Genomic DNA, 15,676 nt, shown 5'->3' with positions numbered 1-15,676 from the left:
GGGCAGCAGCATGAGCGGGCAGGAGTTCTTTCAGGCAGGCGAACGGGTCGGGGTGCTGACGACGCAACCCCTTGACCGGCTTCTGGATTACCGCGCACCGGAGGGCGGCTGTTACTTAGGCGCCTATGTCGAGGTGCCGCTGGGGCCGCGCAAAGTTCTGGGCGTGGTCTGGGGGCCGGGTGCGGGCGATTTCGATTCGGCCAAGCTGCGTGCGGTGATCCGGGTTCTGGACGTGGCTCCGATGCGGACCGAGATGCGCCAGTTTCTGGGCAAGGCGGCTGACTATACGCTTACCCCGATGCCCGCGATGCTGCGGCTGGCGACCCGGGCGCCGGGCCTCAGCGATCCGCCGTCGATGCGCAAGATCCTGCGCCGGGGCGAGGGCGTGCCGGACCGGATGACCGATGCCCGCACAAGGGTGCTGGAGGTGCTGGAGCAATACGGCGGCCTTGCCTTCACCCCGCGCGAGCTGGCGGATATGGCCGATGTGACGCCCTCGGTGGTGAAGGGGCTGGTGAAGCAGGGCGCCTTGCGCGAGGAGGAAGCGCCGCGTGACACGCCCTATCCGCAGCTGGACCCGGAGCTGCCCGGCAAACAGCTGACCGAGGATCAGGCAAGTGCCGCCGCCGCCTTGGCCGAAGGCGTCCACAGCGGGCGCTACGGCACCACGCTGCTGAAAGGTGTTACCGGGTCGGGCAAGACCGAGGTTTATTTGGAAGCGGTCGCCGCCGCCTTGCGCGCCGGGCGGCAGGCGCTGGTGCTGCTGCCGGAGATCGCGCTGACAGCCGAATTTCTCACCCGCGTTGAGGCGCGGTTCGGCGCCAATCCTGCGGAATGGCATTCCGGCGCCACAATGACCGAGCGCCGCCGGGTCTGGAAAATGGCGGGGCAGGGGGCAGCGCAGCTGGTGATCGGTGCCCGCTCGGCGCTTTTTCTGCCGTTCCGCGATCTGGGCCTGATCATCGTCGATGAGGAGCACGACACCTCCTACAAGCAAGAAGATGGAGTTCTTTATAACGCCCGCGACATGGCGGTGCTGCGGGCGGCGATGTGCTCGGCGCAGGTGGTGCTGGCCTCCGCTACACCCAGCCTGGAAAGCTGGGTCAACGCTGAGGCGGGCAAATACAAACGTTTGGACCTGACAGCTCGCTTTGGTGCCGCGGTGCTGCCTGAGATGCGCAGCGTCGATATGCGGTCAGAGGATCTGCTGCCCGCCACCTGGATCTCGCCCACTCTGAAACGGGCGATGAAATTGCGGATGGAACGGGGCGAACAGTCGCTGCTGTTCCTGAACCGCCGCGGCTTTGCCCCGGTCACCATCTGCCGCGCCTGCGGCGCCCAGGTGGCTTGCGACCATTGCGACGCGCGGATGGTCGAGCACCGTTTCATGAAACGGCTGATGTGCCATCAATGCGGTGAAACCAAACCGGTGCCGGAGGCCTGCCCGACCTGCGAGGTAGAGGGCAAGATGGCCCCCGTCGGCCCCGGCATCGAGCGGCTGGCAGAGGAAGCCACTGCCCTGTTCCCCGAGGCCCGGATCGCGGTGCTGAGCTCCGATCTGTTCAGCTCCGCCCGTGCCCTGAAGAGCCGGATCGAGGAAATTGCGAAGGGGGAGGCCGACATCATCCTCGGCACCCAGCTGGTAGCCAAGGGGCACAACTTTCCGCTGTTGACGCTGGTGGGGGTGATCGACGCCGACCTGGGCCTGCAAGGTTCGGACTTGCGTGCAGCCGAGCGCACTTTTCAGCTGATGCGCCAGGTGGCAGGCCGGGCCGGGCGGGCAGAGCGGCCCGGGGAAGCATTGATGCAGACCTTTCAGCCTGAACATCCGGTGATCCGGGCAATTCTGTCGGGGGACGAGGAGAGCTTCTGGAAAGCCGAGGCTGCTGAGCGCCAGGCCGCCGGCGTGCCGCCTTATGGGCGGATGGCAGGCATCATTCTGTCGGGGCCGGACTTGGCAGCAGTCTTTGACCTGGGCAATGCGATGGCCCGCAACGACGGTCCGTTGCGCCAGATCGGTGCGCAGGTATTCGGCCCGGCCCCAGCACCCATCGCCCGCGTCCGCGGCCGCCACCGGGTGCGGCTGCTGATCAAGGCGGCAAAGGGCGTGCCGTTGCAAGCGGCGATCGCCCGCTGGACCGCGCCCTTGCGTCTCAAAGGGGACTTGCGGCTGAGCATTGATATTGATCCTCAGAGTTTCTTTTGATGCCGGGATGAAAGGGGGGCTCCGCCCCCGGCCTGCGGCCTCCCCCGGGATATTTTGAGCAAGAAGAAGGCTGGCCCCCTTGTTCTTCTGGTTTAAAATATCCCGGAGCGCGAGGCAGAGCCTCGCATCTATCGTTTGATCAAACCCGCAGAATTTCGGCGTGATCTCTGATCAGCAAGCTGGTAGCGACCGCCCCGGCCCACATGCAGAACAGCGCGGCCCAGGCGGTGCCAGTGAAAATCGAACCGCCGGTGACACCTGCTCCGATCGCGCAGCCGCCGGCCAGCATGCCGCCAAAACCCATCAAAGCCGCGCCAATCATTGCCTTGCGCATGGTGGAGGGGCTGTCAAAGGCCTGCAGTTTCATTTCTCCGGCCAGCGCCGCGGCCAGCATTGCGCCGATGAACACGCCGGGAACCAGGCCGATGTCAAACTCGAGAACTGCATTGCGGTCAAGGAAGAACATCAATGTGCGCGCCGATGGTCCGGTGAAGGTGGCGCTCTCGATTTGCACCGGATCAAAGCTGACCTGACTGAGCGCATAAGTCAGCACCCACCCCAGCGCGACAGCAAACCCAACGCCGGAGGCAAAGATCAGTCTTTTTGCGCCGATCCGGTTGCGCTGCGCTAACACCAGCGCCAAAGCGGCGGTGGCTAGGCCCAGTGCCAGCCCGCCCGCCTTTGGCAGCCCCAGCGCGGCCAGGAGATCCAGATTGCGCCCGCCTTCGGTAATCCAGAGCCCGGCAAGCCAGTCCCGGGAAGGCGACAGCTGGCCGGACAGGCTCATTTGCGCGACAACGGCGAAGATCAGCCCCGACACAACCGAGCGCAGGTTGCCGGTGGCTGCCAGCACCAGCAGCCGCCCTGAACAGCCGCGCGCCAGCACCATGCCGCCGCCGAACATCAGCCCGCCCAGAATGGCACCGGACCAACTGCCGGGCACCGCCATCATCCTTGCATCGGCGCTGTCCATCAGGTCAAGCATCTGCGCCGCCTGCACCCAGACAACAGCCGTGGAGAAGGTCAGCAGCCAAACCGCAACCTTGTCCCCCAGGCGGCCGCTGGCGAATTCGACCGTAGCTGCCCGCAGGCAGAAGCGCGATCTTTGCGCCGCCATCCCGAAGACAGCGCCGGTCAGAAGCCCGAACAACGCGGCGGCAGGGGCCTCACCGATATGTTCAACCAAAGGAACCAGATCCATCACAAATCTCCCATTCACGAATGGTGATATGTTTATGCGGCCACCTCTGCATTGATGCAGATCAGATGTGCATTGGCCGCTGCCCTCTCGCCAAACCCCGTTGGGGAGCGTAGATGCTGGATATGTTCAAGCCCATGCCCCTGCTTGAGGCGCAAAGCCTCCCCTTCTGGCGCCGTCCCATGGTGCTGCTGTTTGTGATGGCGCTGGCGATGCCGATCGCCTTCAATGCCTGGAGCGCATTGCTCAACAATTTCGTAATCGAGGCAGCGCAATTCGACGGCGCCGATATTGGCCTGTTGCATACGGTGCGGGAGATCCCGGGTTTCCTGGCCGTCGGCGTGATTGCGGTGATCCTGTTTGTGCGCGAGCAGGTGCTGGGGCTGATCTCGCTTGCCTTGCTGGGAGTGGCCACAGCTGTCACCGCCTGGTTCCCGTCTCTGGGCGGGTTGCTGATGGTGACGCTGCTCAGCTCCATCGGCTTTCATTATTATGAGACGGTGAACCAGTCGCTGCAGCTGCAGTGGCTGTCCAAGGAAAAGGCGCCGCAGACGCTGGGCTGGCTGGTGGCTGCTGGATCAGCGGCGACGCTGGTGGTCTACGGCCTCATCGTGCTGACCTGGGACCGGTTTGATCTGGCCTATAATACTGTCTTTCTGGCCGCAGGCGGGGCAACGGCGCTGATCGCGCTGTTTGCGCTGGTTGCCTACCCGCAGTTTGATGCGCCGCATCCGCAGACCAAGAAGCTGATCCTGCGCAAACGCTATTGGCTGTACTATGCGCTGCAGTTCATGGCCGGCGCGCGGCGGCAGATCTTTGTGGTTTTTGCTGGCTTCATGATGGTCGAAAAATTCGGCTTTGATGTGCATGAGTTGACCGGGCTTTACCTGATCAACCTGGTGATCAACATTGTCTTGGCGCCAATGCTGGGCAAGGCAGTGGCCATGTTCGGCGAGCGCCGGACGCTGATTTTCGAATACACCGGGCTGGCGATTGTCTTTGCGGCCTATGGCGGGATCTACTGGTTCGGCTGGGGGGTGGCGGTTGCGGCGGTGCTCTACGTGATCGACCATGTGCTGTTTGCCTTGGCGCTGGCGCTGAAAACCTATTTCCAGAAAATCGCCGATCCCGGGGATATCGCACCAACCGCAGCGGTGGCCTTTACCATTAACCATATTGCAGCGGTGTTTCTGCCGGTGCTGCTGGGTCTTTTGTGGGTACTGTCGCCCGGAATGGTCTTTGTGCTGGCGGCGGCCATGGCGCTGGTGTCGCTGTCCCTGTCGCTGCTGATCCCGCGCCATCCGGAACCTGGCAATGAGACCATTTTCAGCAAATACGCAAGCCCGGCGCCGGCAGAATAGTCCAGCAGCCCCGTGGCGCCAGCCGCGGGGCGAGCGCCCGCGCTCACTGTGTGCGCGGGCGCTGCCTGGCCTGCGGCCAGGCCGGGGTGCTTGACGCGGGCGGCGCGGCGACCTAGGCGCTGGGCAACAGTTTCAGGAGAGACGCCATGCCCACATTCACTGCCCTCACCACGCTCACCGGAAAAACCCAGGCCGAAGCGCTGGGCGAAGCCATGGAACGCCTGACCCCGGAACCCAGCGGTGTGGGCGTCTTTGAGATGGAGGACGGCTCGGGCCTGTGGGAAGTTGGCGGCTACTTTACCGATGCTCCGGATGCGGCCGGTCTTGCACTGCTGGCCTCGATGCATGAAGCCAAGCCCTTTGTGGTTTCGGAACTGCCGGAAACCGACTGGGTCGCCCATGTGCGCCGCGAACTGGCGCCGGTCGAAGCGGGGCGCTTTTTTGTCTATGGCTCGCATGACGCGGACAAGCTGCCTGCGGACCGGATCCCGCTGCTGATCGAGGCGGCGATGGCCTTTGGCACCGGCCACCACGGCACCACGCTGGGCTGCCTCAAGGCGCTGGATCATCTGTTGGATCAAGGCTTTCATGGCGAAAAGGTGGCCGACATCGGCTGCGGCACCGCGGTGCTGGCAATGGCGGCAGCCCGGGTCTGGGACGGCACCATTCTGGCCAGCGACATCGACCAGGTGGCGGTTGAAGTCGCCGAAGCAAACCTTAAGGCCAATGGCATGGAAGGCCAGGTTGCCTGTGTGGAAGCCGCTGGTTTTGATCACCCGGATCTGCAGGCGCAGGCGCCGTTCGACCTCATCTTCGCCAATATTCTGAAGGGCCCTCTGGTGGCATTGGCGCCGGATGTCGCTGCGAATCTGCGGCCCGGCGGCTATGCGATTCTCTCGGGCATTTTGAACGAGCAGGCCGAGGACGTGGTTAACGTTTATGCGCAGAACGGCATCAATCCCGAGCGCCGGGATGAAATTGGTGAATGGACAACGTTACTTCTCCGTAAAGCGGGCTGATTGACTTAACTTTGCGGCGAATTTGAATGGTTTGCCGCATTTTCGCCCCAATTCGAGCCAAAGATGGGCCATCCGCTGGTGGGGGCCAGTTCGGAGGCTCGTAATGGGCGAACATCGTGATCAGTTCCAGGCGCGTTTGAAGCACATCAACCGCAAACATGAAGCCCTTTCCGCGGGCTATTCCGCAAATCTGCGGCCGGACGGGCTGCTGGTGGTAAAGCCGCAACGGCTGCAATCCCGGATTTCAGGACGCTCGCTGATTTTCTTCGCGGCGGCGTTTTTGCTGTTCAAGGGCTTCCTGATGGCGGCGCTTGGCTTTGGCAGCTATGACGCGCGGGTGCAGACGCTGGCCGGCGGCAGCGGCATTGAACGCGCGGGCGCCTTCCTGATGCAGGCAGACCCGGTGTCAGTCTTCTTGGCCCGGAAAATCGGGCCCGTTCTGCGCTGACAGCAATGCGGGCAGGGGGCAAAAAGGCCGCTGGTAGGGGGAGCCGGCGGCCTTTTTGCGGCGCGGTCTTGCCGTGCAATCCGGCAACAAAAAACGCCGCGGCCTTGTCAGGTCCGCGGCGTTTCCCTAGTCGCCCCGAGGGAGGAGGCAGGGCGGAAAAAGGGGGCTCAGAAAGCAGTTTTGCCAGTGGCAACGGCTTCGATGTCGCCGCGCGACATGCCGATGTCGGCCAGCTCGCGGTCGGTCAGGCCCGACAGGGCGTTGCGGGTTGCACGGGCGTCATTCCAGGCAGCAAACATGCCGGTTGCGGTTGCAACCAGTGCGCCGAAGCGGCCAAACAGGCCGGTGGAGCCATAGGTGGTGCGGGTAGTGTCAAATGCGGCCATATCCGTGTCCTCTGATCTGGTGTTGGCTTCGTCGCTATGTTGCGATGGCGGGCATCTAGTGAGGAAAATCCAACCCGGCAAGATCCGAAATTGCATGCGTCATATGCACAGTGCGCATAGCTTTGCGCCTTAATAACAAGGGCGCTTTGCCTGCGCGCTGCTTTTGCCGGGAAATGTCGTTCCGCCTATTGCGGAAGGTCGGTTTCAGGACAGGATTTGCTTCCCTGGCGGCGCGCGGCGCGCAGGGAAAGCAATTGGACATGTTCGCGTTTTGTGCTAATCGTTGGAAAAATAATTGCAAAGAGCAGACGGGGACCGGGCACATCATGCGGATTCTGGGAATTGATCCGGGGCTGCGCACCCTTGGATGGGGGGTCATCGAATCAAATGGCCCGCGGCTGAGCCATGTTGCCAACGGCCATTGCTGCTCGGATGGCGATGATCTGGGCGAGCGTCTTCTGTCGCTGCACAATCAGGTCACCGAAATCATTGAGGCCTATGCCCCGGATCAGGCCGCGATCGAACAGACCTTTGTGAACAAGGACGGTGCCGGCACCCTGAAACTGGGTCAGGCGCGCGGAGTTGCGCTGCTGACGCTCGCCAAGGCAGGCTTGCCGGTGGGCGAATATGCCCCCAACCGGGTCAAAAAGACTGTGGTCGGCGTGGGGCACGCCGAAAAGGAGCAGGTCATGCATATGGTCAAACTGCAGCTGCCCGGCTGTGCGCCCAAGGGTGCCGATGCAGCGGATGCACTGGCGATTGCCATCTGCCATGCTTATTACGGCGGCACGTCGCAACGGCAGCTGAAGGAGAAACGCGCATGATTGGCAGGCTGGCATGATCGGCAAACTGACAGGCCGCCTCGACTACCGGTCGCAGGACCACGTGCTGATCGACGTGCGCGGTGTCGGCTATATCGTCTATTGCTCCGACCGCACCATGGCGGCGCTGCCGGGCACAGGCGAAGCGATCGCGCTTTATACCGAGATGGTGGTGCGCGAAGACCTGATGCAGCTTTATGGTTTCACCTCTTTGGTGGAGAAGGAATGGCACCGGCTGCTGACCTCGGTGCAGGGGGTCGGGGCCAAGGTTTCGCTGGCCATTCTCGGCACGCTGGGGCCGGACGGGGTCAGCCGGGCGATTGCTTTAGGCGACTGGGCGTCGGTGAAGGCGGCCAAGGGCGTCGGCCCCAAGACCGCGCAGCGCATCGTGCTGGACCTCAAGGACAAGGCGCCGGGTGTGATGGCCATGGGGGGCGCTGTGGCGGATGCGATGGACGGCCCCGGGCTGGAGGTGGTCGAGGACGCCGGGCCGGCACCTGCTGCCAAACCGGCCCGCAAGGCGCCGCCAAAGAAACCCACTGGTGCCGCTGCGGCGTCGGCCGGGGCGCTGTCGGCGTTGGGCAATCTCGGCTATGGTCCGTCGGACGCGGCGGCAGCGGTGGCTGAGGCTGCGGCCACCTATCCGGATGCGGATGAAGCAGAGCTGATCCGCGCGGCGCTGCGGCTGCTGGCGCCGAAGGGGTGAAGATGAAACACCAAGGGCAGCGCCCGACGCTGGGCGGGTGCGAAGCGCCCTCCCGTCAAACCAAAGGTTTGCCTTCGGCAAAACGGGAGGGTCGGGCGCTGCCCGGCCTTCAGCCGGGTGGGACATATCAGAGAGACCTGTACCATGATTGACGCCGACCCCGCTCTGCGCCCCGAACCGCTGCCTGAGGACAGTTCAGCCGAAAACGACCGTGCCTTGCGTCCGCAGGGTCTTGGTGAATTCATCGGCCAGGCCGAAGCCCGCGCCAACCTGAAGGTCTTTATTGAATCCGCCCGCCGCCGCGGCGAGGCGATGGACCACACGCTGTTCCACGGCCCTCCCGGCCTTGGCAAGACCACTTTGGCCCAGATTATTGCCCGTGAACTGGGGGTGAATTTCCGCATGACCTCCGGCCCGGTTCTGGCCAAGGCCGGCGACCTGGCAGCGATCCTTACGAATCTTGAAGCCAGCGATGTGCTGTTCATCGACGAAATCCACCGGCTCAACCCGGCGGTGGAGGAGGTGCTTTATCCGGCGATGGAGGATTTCGAGCTGGATCTGGTGATCGGTGAAGGCCCTGCGGCGCGCACCGTGCGGATCGAGTTGCAGCCCTTTACCCTGGTCGGGGCCACCACCCGGATGGGCCTGCTGACCACACCGCTGCGCGACCGCTTCGGCATCCCGACCCGGCTGCAGTTCTATACCATTGACGAGCTGTTCGAGATTGTCCGCCGCAATGCCCGCAAGCTGGGTGCGCCTGCGGATGATGCAGGCGCCCGCGAGATCGCGCGGCGCGCCCGCGGCACCCCCAGGATCGCCGGGCGGCTCTTGCGCCGCGTTGTAGACTTTGCGGTTGTGGAGGGCGATGGCAGGATCTCCCGCGAACTGGCCGATGGCGCGCTGACCCGGCTGGGGGTGGATCAGCTGGGGCTGGATGGCGCCGACCGGCGGTATCTGAACCTGGTGGCCGAGAATTACGGTGGCGGGCCAGTGGGGATCGAGACGATCTCCGCGGCCTTGTCCGAAAGCCGCGACGCGCTGGAAGAGGTGATTGAACCCTTCCTTCTGCAGCAAGGGCTGATACAGCGCACCCCGCGCGGGCGGATGCTGGCGCAAAAGGCCTGGACCCACCTGGGGATGGCGCCGCCGCGTTCCCGGAACGATCTGTTCGGGTAGGCGGCGGAGTATCTACCATTAAGCTGTACCCACCGTGCTTACCTATACTGTGGGGGCGGAAGGTGGAGGCGATGTGCCTGTGTGATGCTCAGGCCAGGTGCTGAGCTGCAGCGCGGCGTTGCCTCCGGCGGGGGTGTTTTTGACCAGAAAGAAGCCGGACCGCATCTGTTTGACGCAATGCTGGATGCGCCGCACCAGCGGCGCACGGCCCAAGGCTGTTTGCGGCGGCTTGGCGCAGCCAGGGGGCCGGACAGGCGCGGGAGCCTCCCCCTTGCCGATGCGCGGCACAGTCGGCATAGACAGAACAGGATCAAGGAGACGCATATGACCGCCCAGCTGCCAGACCTGACGCCCGAACAGATCGAAGCCATGTTCACCCGCCAAGACGGCGCATACGCTTGTGCCCGCTGGGGCCGGCCGGTAGCGCCGATCGTTTTTGGCGTTCAGGACGAGACGCTGAAAACCGTCAAGGGTGCGTTGGAGGCAGTGATGACGCTGGCGGGCCATCAGATGGCGGAGACCGACCCTGAGCTGGGCTCGAACCTGATGTTCTTCTTTTTCCTGGATTGGGATGAACTGCTGGAAGTGCCTGATCTGGACCGGCTGATCCCCGGGCTGGCGCCGCTGGTGGCACGGCTGAAGGCGGCGGATGCCAGCCAGTACCGGGCGTTCCGGTTTGACGATCAGGGGGGCATCAAGGCGGCGTTTGTGTTCCTGCGGATGCAGGGGGCGATGGCGCAGATGCCCGCCGAGACACTGGCGCTGACCCAGGCGGTGCAGGTGGCGCTGATGTGGGGCGATGCGGCCTTTGCTGAAACCTCCCCCTTGGCGGTGCTGCCGGAGACCGGCGCCACTATCCTGCGCCCCGAAATTGCAGGGATCATCGCGGCAGCTTATGACCGGATGATGCCGCTGGCGGCGGACGACAAGTCCCACGCCCTGCGCTTGTTTGCACGGTTGCAAGCGCCGGCGGCGGGGCAACCGCAGTCCTGATGCGGTCTTTCGCGGGCTTGCCGCTGTCTGATGCAGCCCGGATTGCGTTGGAGCGCGTGCAAGAAGAGCTGACCGCAGGGCGGCCGGTGCCTTCAGAGAATATGCATCTGACGCTGGCATTTCTGGATGATCAGCCGGAACAAATGCTGCAAGCCTTGCATCAGGAACTCGCCGCCATCCGCGCTCCGGTTCTGACCCTCAGCATTCAGGGGCTGGAGACCTTTGGCGGCAGGCAGCCGCGGGTGCTGGCTGCCGCGGTGCAAAAGACACCGGAGCTGAGCCGCCTGCGGAACCAAGTGCGCAGTGCCTGTCAGGCGGCGGGAATTGCTTTGGCGCGGGAACGGTTCCGCCCGCATGTGACGCTGGCCCGGTTCCCGCGGTATCTGCAGCCGGGTCAGCTGGAGAAGATCGCCGGCTTCCTGCAAGCGGCGGCGGGCTTCCGGCTGCAGACCGATGCGGAATGCTTTGCGCTATACCAGTCTACGCTGGCCCCCGAAGGCGCGCGCTATGATGTTTTGGCGGAATACCCGCTGGAGAGCTGAGGCGCTTGCGGCGGCCCGGCCCCAGCCATAGATTGCCCGCCAAATCACAGGAGTGCAGAGCATGATCCACGAATTCCCGGTGCGGGTCTACTACGAGGACACCGACATGGGCGGGATCGTCTATCACGCCAACTACCTGCGGTTTATTGAACGTGCGCGCAGCGACTGGGTGCGCGGCATCGGTGTCGATCAGAACGCCATGCGCGAGGCCGGGCGGATCTATGTTGTGCGCCGGATTGAGGCGGATTACCTGGCGCCCGCCAAATTCGACGAGGAGCTGCTTGTCGCCACCGCGCTGCACAATGTGACACCGGCCCGGATGGTGCTGCTTCAAGAGGTCACGCGCGGCGGCCAGCCGCTGTTCCGGGCCCAGGTCACCATTGTCTGCATCACCACAGGCGGCAAGCCTGCGCGGCTTCCGGCAGAGATTCGCGCATTGCAGTAACATTTGGCGCAGTAGCGCCTGTTTTAATGGCCTTTGACATTGAACTGGGCTAGCCTTTGGCCAAATAAGGCCGGAGAAACGGCCGGGAAATCGTAGAGCAGGCGAATGGAAGCAGAAACTCTGGCGCTGGCGCAGGAGATTGATTTCTCCATGTGGGGCCTTTTCGCGCGGGCCACCGTAACCGTGAAACTGGTGATGCTGATGCTGATCGGGGCTTCGGTCTGGTCGTGGGGCATCATCATTCAGAAAACCATCAACTACCGCAAGGCGCGCGGCGAGGCGGATGCCTTTGACCGCGCCTTCTGGTCCGGCAATCCGCTGGATGAGCTGTTCGACCAGGTCGGGGCAAGGCCGCCGGGTCAGGCGGCCCGGATCTTTTCCGCAGGCATGACCGAATGGCGGCGCAGCCACCGCAGCGACGGCGGGCTGATCCCTGGCGCGCAGGCACGCATTGACCGGTCGATGGATGTGGCCATCGCCAAGGAAACCGAAGGGCTGCAAAGCGGCTTGTCGGTTCTGGCTACCGTTGGCTCCACCGCGCCGTTTGTGGGGCTGTTCGGTACTGTCTGGGGCATCATGACCGCCTTTATCGAGATTGCAGAACAGCAGAACACCAACCTTGCCGTGGTGGCGCCCGGCATTGCCGAGGCGCTGATGGCGACCGGGCTGGGCCTGCTGGCGGCCATTCCGGCAGTGGTTTTCTACAATAAGCTGAGCGCGGACAGCGACCGCATCATTGGCGGCTATGAGGGCTTTGCCGATGAGTTCGCCACCATCCTCAGCCGCCAGTTGGATTCCTGAGCTATGGGTGCCGCAGTCCAGCAGCCTTCAGGAGGCAGCAACCGCCGCCGCGGACGCCGCCGCGGACGCGGCAGGGTGATGTCTGAAATCAATGTCACGCCTTTTGTGGATGTGATGCTGGTGCTGCTGATTATCTTTATGGTGGCGGCACCGCTGATGACGGTCGGCGTGCCGGTAGAGCTGCCCAAGACTGCAGCGGGCGCCTTGCCCGGTGATGAGGAAGAGCCGCTGACTGTCACGATGACCGCCGAGGGTGGTGTTGAAATCCAGACCACGCCGGTTTCGCGCGATGAACTGGTGCCCAAGCTGCGGGCGATTGCGGCCGAGCGCAGCTCGGACCGGGTGTTTCTGCGGGCGGATGGCAGGATCGCCTATGCGGATGTCATGCAGGTGATGGGCGCGCTGAACGCAGGCGGGTTTTCCAACGTGGGGCTGGTGACGGACACCGGCGGCCCGGCCCTGGACGGGCAGCCGTCTGAGGGTGCAGGGCAGTAAGCGGGGACGCGGGCGGTGCAGACCGGAACCAGGATCTCTCTTGCCGGACATGGGCTGTTGATGGGATGGGTTGTCTTTGGCGCCTGGTTCCCCTCCGAACCTTTGCCGTCCCGGGTTCAGCAGGTGGCGCTGATATCGGCGGAGCAGTTTGAAAAGCTCAGCCAGCAGCGCCAGGCGCCGCAAGTCGCCCCCGAACCTGCACCGTTGAATGAACCGGCCGAAGTGCAGCCCGCACCCGAGCCCGCGCCGCAGCCGGACCCGGAGCCGGAAACCGTTCAGCCCGAACCGGTCGCGCCGGCGGCGCCGGATCCGCAAGTGACAGAGATCCCCGAGCCGCAGCCCGAGCCGGATGTGCCGGACACGCCGCCTGCAGCGGCTGAGGAGCCGGAGATAGCTGCGCTGGTGCCGCAGGTGCGCCCTGAAACTGCGCCGCGCCCGGTGGAGCGTGTCGCGCCTGAGCCTGTTGCGCCACCAGAACCGGACACCAGGGTTGACGATGCTGCCCAGCCGGAAGTGGCACCGGAAGAGGGCGCCGAAACCGAACAGGAGGTGCAGGAGGCCACTGCGCCCGAGGCTGCCAGCGACCGGATTGTGACTGAGGAAAACGAAGGCGAGGACGTTGCAGCCTCCGCTGCGCCGGCAGTATCGGTGCGGCCCAGGACACGGCCGGCCCGGCCGCAGCCGCAACCGGAAGAGGCCGTGGAAGCGGCCCAGCCGGCCGGGCAGGCGCAGCCGGAGACGGAGACGGCGGATACGCCTTCCGCAGTGGAGGATGCCTTGGCAGAAGCCCTGGCAGGTGGTGCCGATGTTGAGGCGCCGGAACCATCCGGCCCGCCGCTGACGCTGGGCGAAAAAGATGCCCTGCGGGTTGCGGTGTCGCAGTGCTGGAATGTGGGGTCGCTGTCGACGGATGCGTTGAACACCACGGTGGTGGTGACGGTGTCGCTGGCACAGGACGGCAAGCCGGACAGCGGCAGCATCCGGATGCTGTCAAGCACCGGCGGGTCGTCATCGGCGGCACAACAGGCCTTTGGGGCCGCTCGGCGGGCAATAATCCGCTGCGGAGCCAAGGGGTTTCAGCTTCCCCCTGAAAAATACGCGCAATGGCGTGATATTGAGATGACATTCAATCCGGAAAGGATGCGGATCAAATGAGGAAAATTCTGGCAGCTGTGCTGATCGGGGCTTCGGCACTGGCCGGGGCGGGCGCCGTTGCGGCGCAGACCGGCCCGCTCCGTATCGAGATCGATCAGGGTGTGATTGAGCCATTGCCCTATGCGGTGCCGGATTTTGTGCCCGAGACCCCTTCGGCTGCGGAGCATGCGGCGCAGATCGCGCGGGTGGTGGCGGCGGATCTCAGCGGCACCGGGTTGTTCCGGGAAGTGCCCGCCAGCGCCCATATCTCCAAGGTGACCGGCTTTGACGATGCGGTGAAATACGCCGACTGGAAAGCGGTGAACGCCCAGGCGCTGATCACTGGCGCCGTCAGCGTCACCGGCAACCGGCTGACGGTGCGGTTCCGCGGCTATGACGTGTTTGCGGAAAAGGAACTGGAAAGCGCGCTGCAATTCTCCGGCACCACCGGCGGCTGGCGGCGGATGGCGCATAAGGTGGCTGATGCGATCTACAGCGAAATCACCGGCGAAAGCGGCTATTTCGACAGCCGGGTGGTCTATGTCTCTGAAAGCGGCCCCAAGAACGACCGCCGCAAGCGGCTGGCGATCATGGATTACGACGGCGCCAATGTGCAGTATCTGACCAACAGTGCGTCTCTTGTGCTGGCACCGCGGTTTTCGCCCACTGGCGACCGGGTGCTGTACACCAGCTATGAGAGCGGCTTTCCGCAGATCCATGTGCTGGATGTCGGCCAGGTGCAGCGCAAAATCCTGTCCAGCGGCGACGGCATCATGAGCTTTGCGCCGCGGTTTGCGCCGGACGGGCGCACGGTGGTTTACTCGCAAACCCAGGGCGGCAACACCGATTTGTTCTCGATGGATATCGGAACCGGGGGCAAGACCCGGCTGACCTCGGCGCCCTCGATCGAGACCGCGCCGTCGTTTTCGCCCGACGGGTCGCAGGTTGTCTTTGAAAGCGACCGCTCGGGCAGTCAGCAGCTTTATGTGATGCCCGCAAGCGGCGGCGAGGCGCGCCGGATCAGCTTTGGCCAGGGGCGCTATGGCACGCCCGTATGGTCGCCGCGCGGCGACATGATTGCCTTTACCAAACAGAACAAGGGCCGGTTCCATATCGGCGTGATGCGCACCGACGGCAGCGAGGAGCGCTTGCTGACTGCCTCGTTCCTGGACGAAGGGCCGACCTGGGCACCCAATGGCCGGGTGATCATGTTCACCCGTGAAAGCCAGGGCAGCACTGGGCGGGCGTTGCTCTATTCGGTGGACATTACGGGGCGCAATCTGAAGCCGGTAAGGACACCGGACGGGGCCTCGGACCCGGCCTGGTCTCCGCTGCAGCAGTAAATGGGCCGTTAAGGCGGGGATACCCGCATAGTACCACCCCCGGGCTTATGCTAGTTTCGGGTTAAGAAACGCAAAGGGATAGGCAGACGATATGAGCGGTTTGAAATTGGCAATGGCGGCGGTGGCCGTGCTGGGGCTGACAGCTTGCAGCAGCAATCCATGGAACGACGATTTGAACGGCGGCGGGGCCGGGGCAGGCGGTGCAGGCGCCGGTGCAGGCGCGCTGGATCCGGCCAGCCCGGCCTATTTCCAGCAGACCGTGGGCGACCGGGTATTGTTTGCAATCGACCAGTCCACCCTGTCGCCTGCAGCCCAGGCAACGCTGCAAGGGCAGTCGCAGTGGCTGGCCCGGAACGCCGATTATGTGGTCACCATCGAAGGCCACGCGGACGAGCAGGGCACCCGCGAATACAACCTTGGCCTGGGTGCGAAACGCGCCAATGCCGCCCGCGAATACCTGATGTCCCAAGGTGTCGCCGGCAGCCGCATCAAGGTGGTAAGCTTCGGCAAGGAACGCCCGCTGGAAATCTGCTCGGACGAGGTCTGCTATTCCAAGAACCGCCGCGCGGTGACGGTTCTGGCAGGCGGGTTGACGGGGTAAC

Annotated in this window: 17 protein-coding genes; 15 read left to right on the top strand and 2 right to left on the bottom strand. The window is 64.2% G+C overall.

Annotation, left to right across the window (positions count from 1 at the left end; genetic code table 11):
- Positions 1 to 10: 10 nt before the first annotated feature.
- A complete protein-coding gene (locus tag ETW24_RS14785; RefSeq protein ID WP_129371763.1) occupies positions 11 to 2,206 on the top strand; it encodes a primosomal protein N' in 2,196 nt (731 codons plus the stop codon).
- Between the two features lie 139 nt (positions 2,207 to 2,345).
- On the opposite strand, the gene ETW24_RS14780 is transcribed toward ETW24_RS14785, so the two are convergent.
- Positions 2,346 to 3,407 (bottom strand): YeeE/YedE family protein, encoded by a 1,062-nt coding sequence (locus tag ETW24_RS14780; protein WP_129371762.1) that lies wholly within the window; start codon positions 3,405 to 3,407, stop codon positions 2,346 to 2,348.
- 122 nt (positions 3,408 to 3,529) lie between these two features.
- Between ETW24_RS14780 and ETW24_RS14775 the strand changes: the two genes are divergently transcribed.
- From ETW24_RS14775 to ETW24_RS14765, 3 genes are all read left to right on the top strand, one after another.
- Positions 3,530 to 4,765, top strand: a complete 1,236-nt coding sequence (locus ETW24_RS14775; RefSeq protein ID WP_129371761.1) for an MFS transporter — start codon at positions 3,530 to 3,532, stop codon at positions 4,763 to 4,765.
- 146 nt (positions 4,766 to 4,911) lie between these two features.
- On the top strand, positions 4,912 to 5,784 hold the full coding sequence (locus ETW24_RS14770) for a 50S ribosomal protein L11 methyltransferase (protein WP_129371760.1): 873 nt from the start codon (positions 4,912 to 4,914) through the stop codon (positions 5,782 to 5,784).
- 103 nt (positions 5,785 to 5,887) lie between these two features.
- The gene (locus ETW24_RS14765) at positions 5,888 to 6,232 is read left to right on the top strand and encodes a hypothetical protein (RefSeq protein ID WP_129371759.1); all 345 of its coding nucleotides are present in this window, start codon (positions 5,888 to 5,890) and stop codon (positions 6,230 to 6,232) included.
- A 167-nt stretch (positions 6,233 to 6,399) separates the two neighbouring features.
- On the opposite strand, the gene ETW24_RS14760 is transcribed toward ETW24_RS14765, so the two are convergent.
- Positions 6,400 to 6,618 (bottom strand): DUF1127 domain-containing protein, encoded by a 219-nt coding sequence (locus ETW24_RS14760; RefSeq protein ID WP_129371758.1) that lies wholly within the window; start codon positions 6,616 to 6,618, stop codon positions 6,400 to 6,402.
- A 326-nt stretch (positions 6,619 to 6,944) separates the two neighbouring features.
- Here ETW24_RS14760 and ruvC point away from each other — a divergent pair, with 326 nt between their 5' ends.
- The 11 genes from ruvC to pal all read left to right on the top strand — a co-directional run bounded on the left by ruvC (position 6,945) and on the right by pal (position 15,675).
- Positions 6,945 to 7,442: a crossover junction endodeoxyribonuclease RuvC gene (ruvC, locus tag ETW24_RS14755; RefSeq protein WP_129371757.1), complete on the top strand. Its 498-nt coding sequence runs from the start codon at positions 6,945 to 6,947 to the stop codon at positions 7,440 to 7,442.
- Positions 7,443 to 7,455: 13 nt separating this feature from the next.
- Entirely contained in the window at positions 7,456 to 8,145 is a 690-nt protein-coding gene (gene ruvA / locus ETW24_RS14750) for a Holliday junction branch migration protein RuvA (protein ID WP_129371756.1), read from the top strand.
- A gap of 144 nt (positions 8,146 to 8,289) precedes the next feature.
- A complete protein-coding gene (gene ruvB / locus ETW24_RS14745; protein ID WP_129371755.1) occupies positions 8,290 to 9,321 on the top strand; it encodes a Holliday junction branch migration DNA helicase RuvB in 1,032 nt (343 codons plus the stop codon).
- A gap of 324 nt (positions 9,322 to 9,645) precedes the next feature.
- Positions 9,646 to 10,314 carry a hypothetical protein gene (locus tag ETW24_RS14740; RefSeq protein WP_129371754.1) on the top strand — a complete coding sequence of 223 codons (669 nt, stop codon included), beginning with the start codon at positions 9,646 to 9,648 and terminating at the stop codon, positions 10,312 to 10,314.
- Positions 10,314 to 10,856, top strand: a complete 543-nt coding sequence (gene thpR, locus ETW24_RS14735; RefSeq protein WP_129371753.1) for an RNA 2',3'-cyclic phosphodiesterase — start codon at positions 10,314 to 10,316, stop codon at positions 10,854 to 10,856. Before ETW24_RS14740 ends, thpR begins: the two co-directional genes overlap by 1 nt.
- A gap of 61 nt (positions 10,857 to 10,917) precedes the next feature.
- A complete protein-coding gene (gene ybgC / locus ETW24_RS14730; protein WP_129371752.1) occupies positions 10,918 to 11,301 on the top strand; it encodes a tol-pal system-associated acyl-CoA thioesterase in 384 nt (127 codons plus the stop codon).
- A 105-nt stretch (positions 11,302 to 11,406) separates the two neighbouring features.
- Positions 11,407 to 12,102 (top strand): protein TolQ, encoded by a 696-nt coding sequence (gene tolQ, locus ETW24_RS14725; RefSeq protein WP_129371751.1) that lies wholly within the window; start codon positions 11,407 to 11,409, stop codon positions 12,100 to 12,102.
- Positions 12,103 to 12,105: 3 nt separating this feature from the next.
- The gene (tolR, locus tag ETW24_RS14720; protein ID WP_129371750.1) at positions 12,106 to 12,597 is read left to right on the top strand and encodes a protein TolR; all 492 of its coding nucleotides are present in this window, start codon (positions 12,106 to 12,108) and stop codon (positions 12,595 to 12,597) included.
- A 15-nt stretch (positions 12,598 to 12,612) separates the two neighbouring features.
- The gene (locus ETW24_RS14715; protein WP_129371749.1) at positions 12,613 to 13,752 is read left to right on the top strand and encodes an energy transducer TonB; all 1,140 of its coding nucleotides are present in this window, start codon (positions 12,613 to 12,615) and stop codon (positions 13,750 to 13,752) included.
- Complete coding sequence (gene tolB, locus ETW24_RS14710) at positions 13,749 to 15,074, top strand: Tol-Pal system beta propeller repeat protein TolB (protein ID WP_129371748.1); 1,326 nt, start codon at positions 13,749 to 13,751, stop codon at positions 15,072 to 15,074. The genes ETW24_RS14715 and tolB overlap by 4 nt, the downstream gene beginning before the upstream one ends.
- Positions 15,075 to 15,165: 91 nt before the next feature.
- Positions 15,166 to 15,675, top strand: a complete 510-nt coding sequence (pal, locus tag ETW24_RS14705) for a peptidoglycan-associated lipoprotein Pal (RefSeq protein WP_027259881.1) — start codon at positions 15,166 to 15,168, stop codon at positions 15,673 to 15,675.
- Position 15,676: the final 1 nt, after the last annotated feature.

The organism is Leisingera sp. NJS204 (assembly GCF_004123675.1).
Lineage (GTDB): Bacteria > Pseudomonadota > Alphaproteobacteria > Rhodobacterales > Rhodobacteraceae > Leisingera.
Note: the sequence above shows the minus strand (reverse complement) of the source record. Positions and strands in the feature narration are given on the sequence as shown.

Coding starts and splice junctions, on each gene's coding strand:
- tolB (WP_129371748.1), top strand. CDS start 13,749: ATGAGGAAAATTCTGGCAGCTGTGCTGATCGGGGCTTCGGCACTGGCC.
- ruvA (WP_129371756.1), top strand. CDS start 7,456: ATGATCGGCAAACTGACAGGCCGCCTCGACTACCGGTCGCAGGACCAC.
- ruvC (WP_129371757.1), top strand. CDS start 6,945: ATGCGGATTCTGGGAATTGATCCGGGGCTGCGCACCCTTGGATGGGGG.
- tolR (WP_129371750.1), top strand. CDS start 12,106: ATGGGTGCCGCAGTCCAGCAGCCTTCAGGAGGCAGCAACCGCCGCCGC.
- ybgC (WP_129371752.1), top strand. CDS start 10,918: ATGATCCACGAATTCCCGGTGCGGGTCTACTACGAGGACACCGACATG.
- ETW24_RS14765 (WP_129371759.1), top strand. CDS start 5,888: ATGGGCGAACATCGTGATCAGTTCCAGGCGCGTTTGAAGCACATCAAC.
- thpR (WP_129371753.1), top strand. CDS start 10,314: ATGCGGTCTTTCGCGGGCTTGCCGCTGTCTGATGCAGCCCGGATTGCG.
- ETW24_RS14770 (WP_129371760.1), top strand. CDS start 4,912: ATGCCCACATTCACTGCCCTCACCACGCTCACCGGAAAAACCCAGGCC.
- ETW24_RS14775 (WP_129371761.1), top strand. CDS start 3,530: ATGTTCAAGCCCATGCCCCTGCTTGAGGCGCAAAGCCTCCCCTTCTGG.
- ETW24_RS14785 (WP_129371763.1), top strand. CDS start 11: ATGAGCGGGCAGGAGTTCTTTCAGGCAGGCGAACGGGTCGGGGTGCTG.
- ETW24_RS14760 (WP_129371758.1), bottom strand. CDS start 6,618: ATGGCCGCATTTGACACTACCCGCACCACCTATGGCTCCACCGGCCTG.
- pal (WP_027259881.1), top strand. CDS start 15,166: ATGAGCGGTTTGAAATTGGCAATGGCGGCGGTGGCCGTGCTGGGGCTG.
- ruvB (WP_129371755.1), top strand. CDS start 8,290: ATGATTGACGCCGACCCCGCTCTGCGCCCCGAACCGCTGCCTGAGGAC.
- ETW24_RS14780 (WP_129371762.1), bottom strand. CDS start 3,407: ATGGATCTGGTTCCTTTGGTTGAACATATCGGTGAGGCCCCTGCCGCC.
- tolQ (WP_129371751.1), top strand. CDS start 11,407: ATGGAAGCAGAAACTCTGGCGCTGGCGCAGGAGATTGATTTCTCCATG.
- ETW24_RS14740 (WP_129371754.1), top strand. CDS start 9,646: ATGACCGCCCAGCTGCCAGACCTGACGCCCGAACAGATCGAAGCCATG.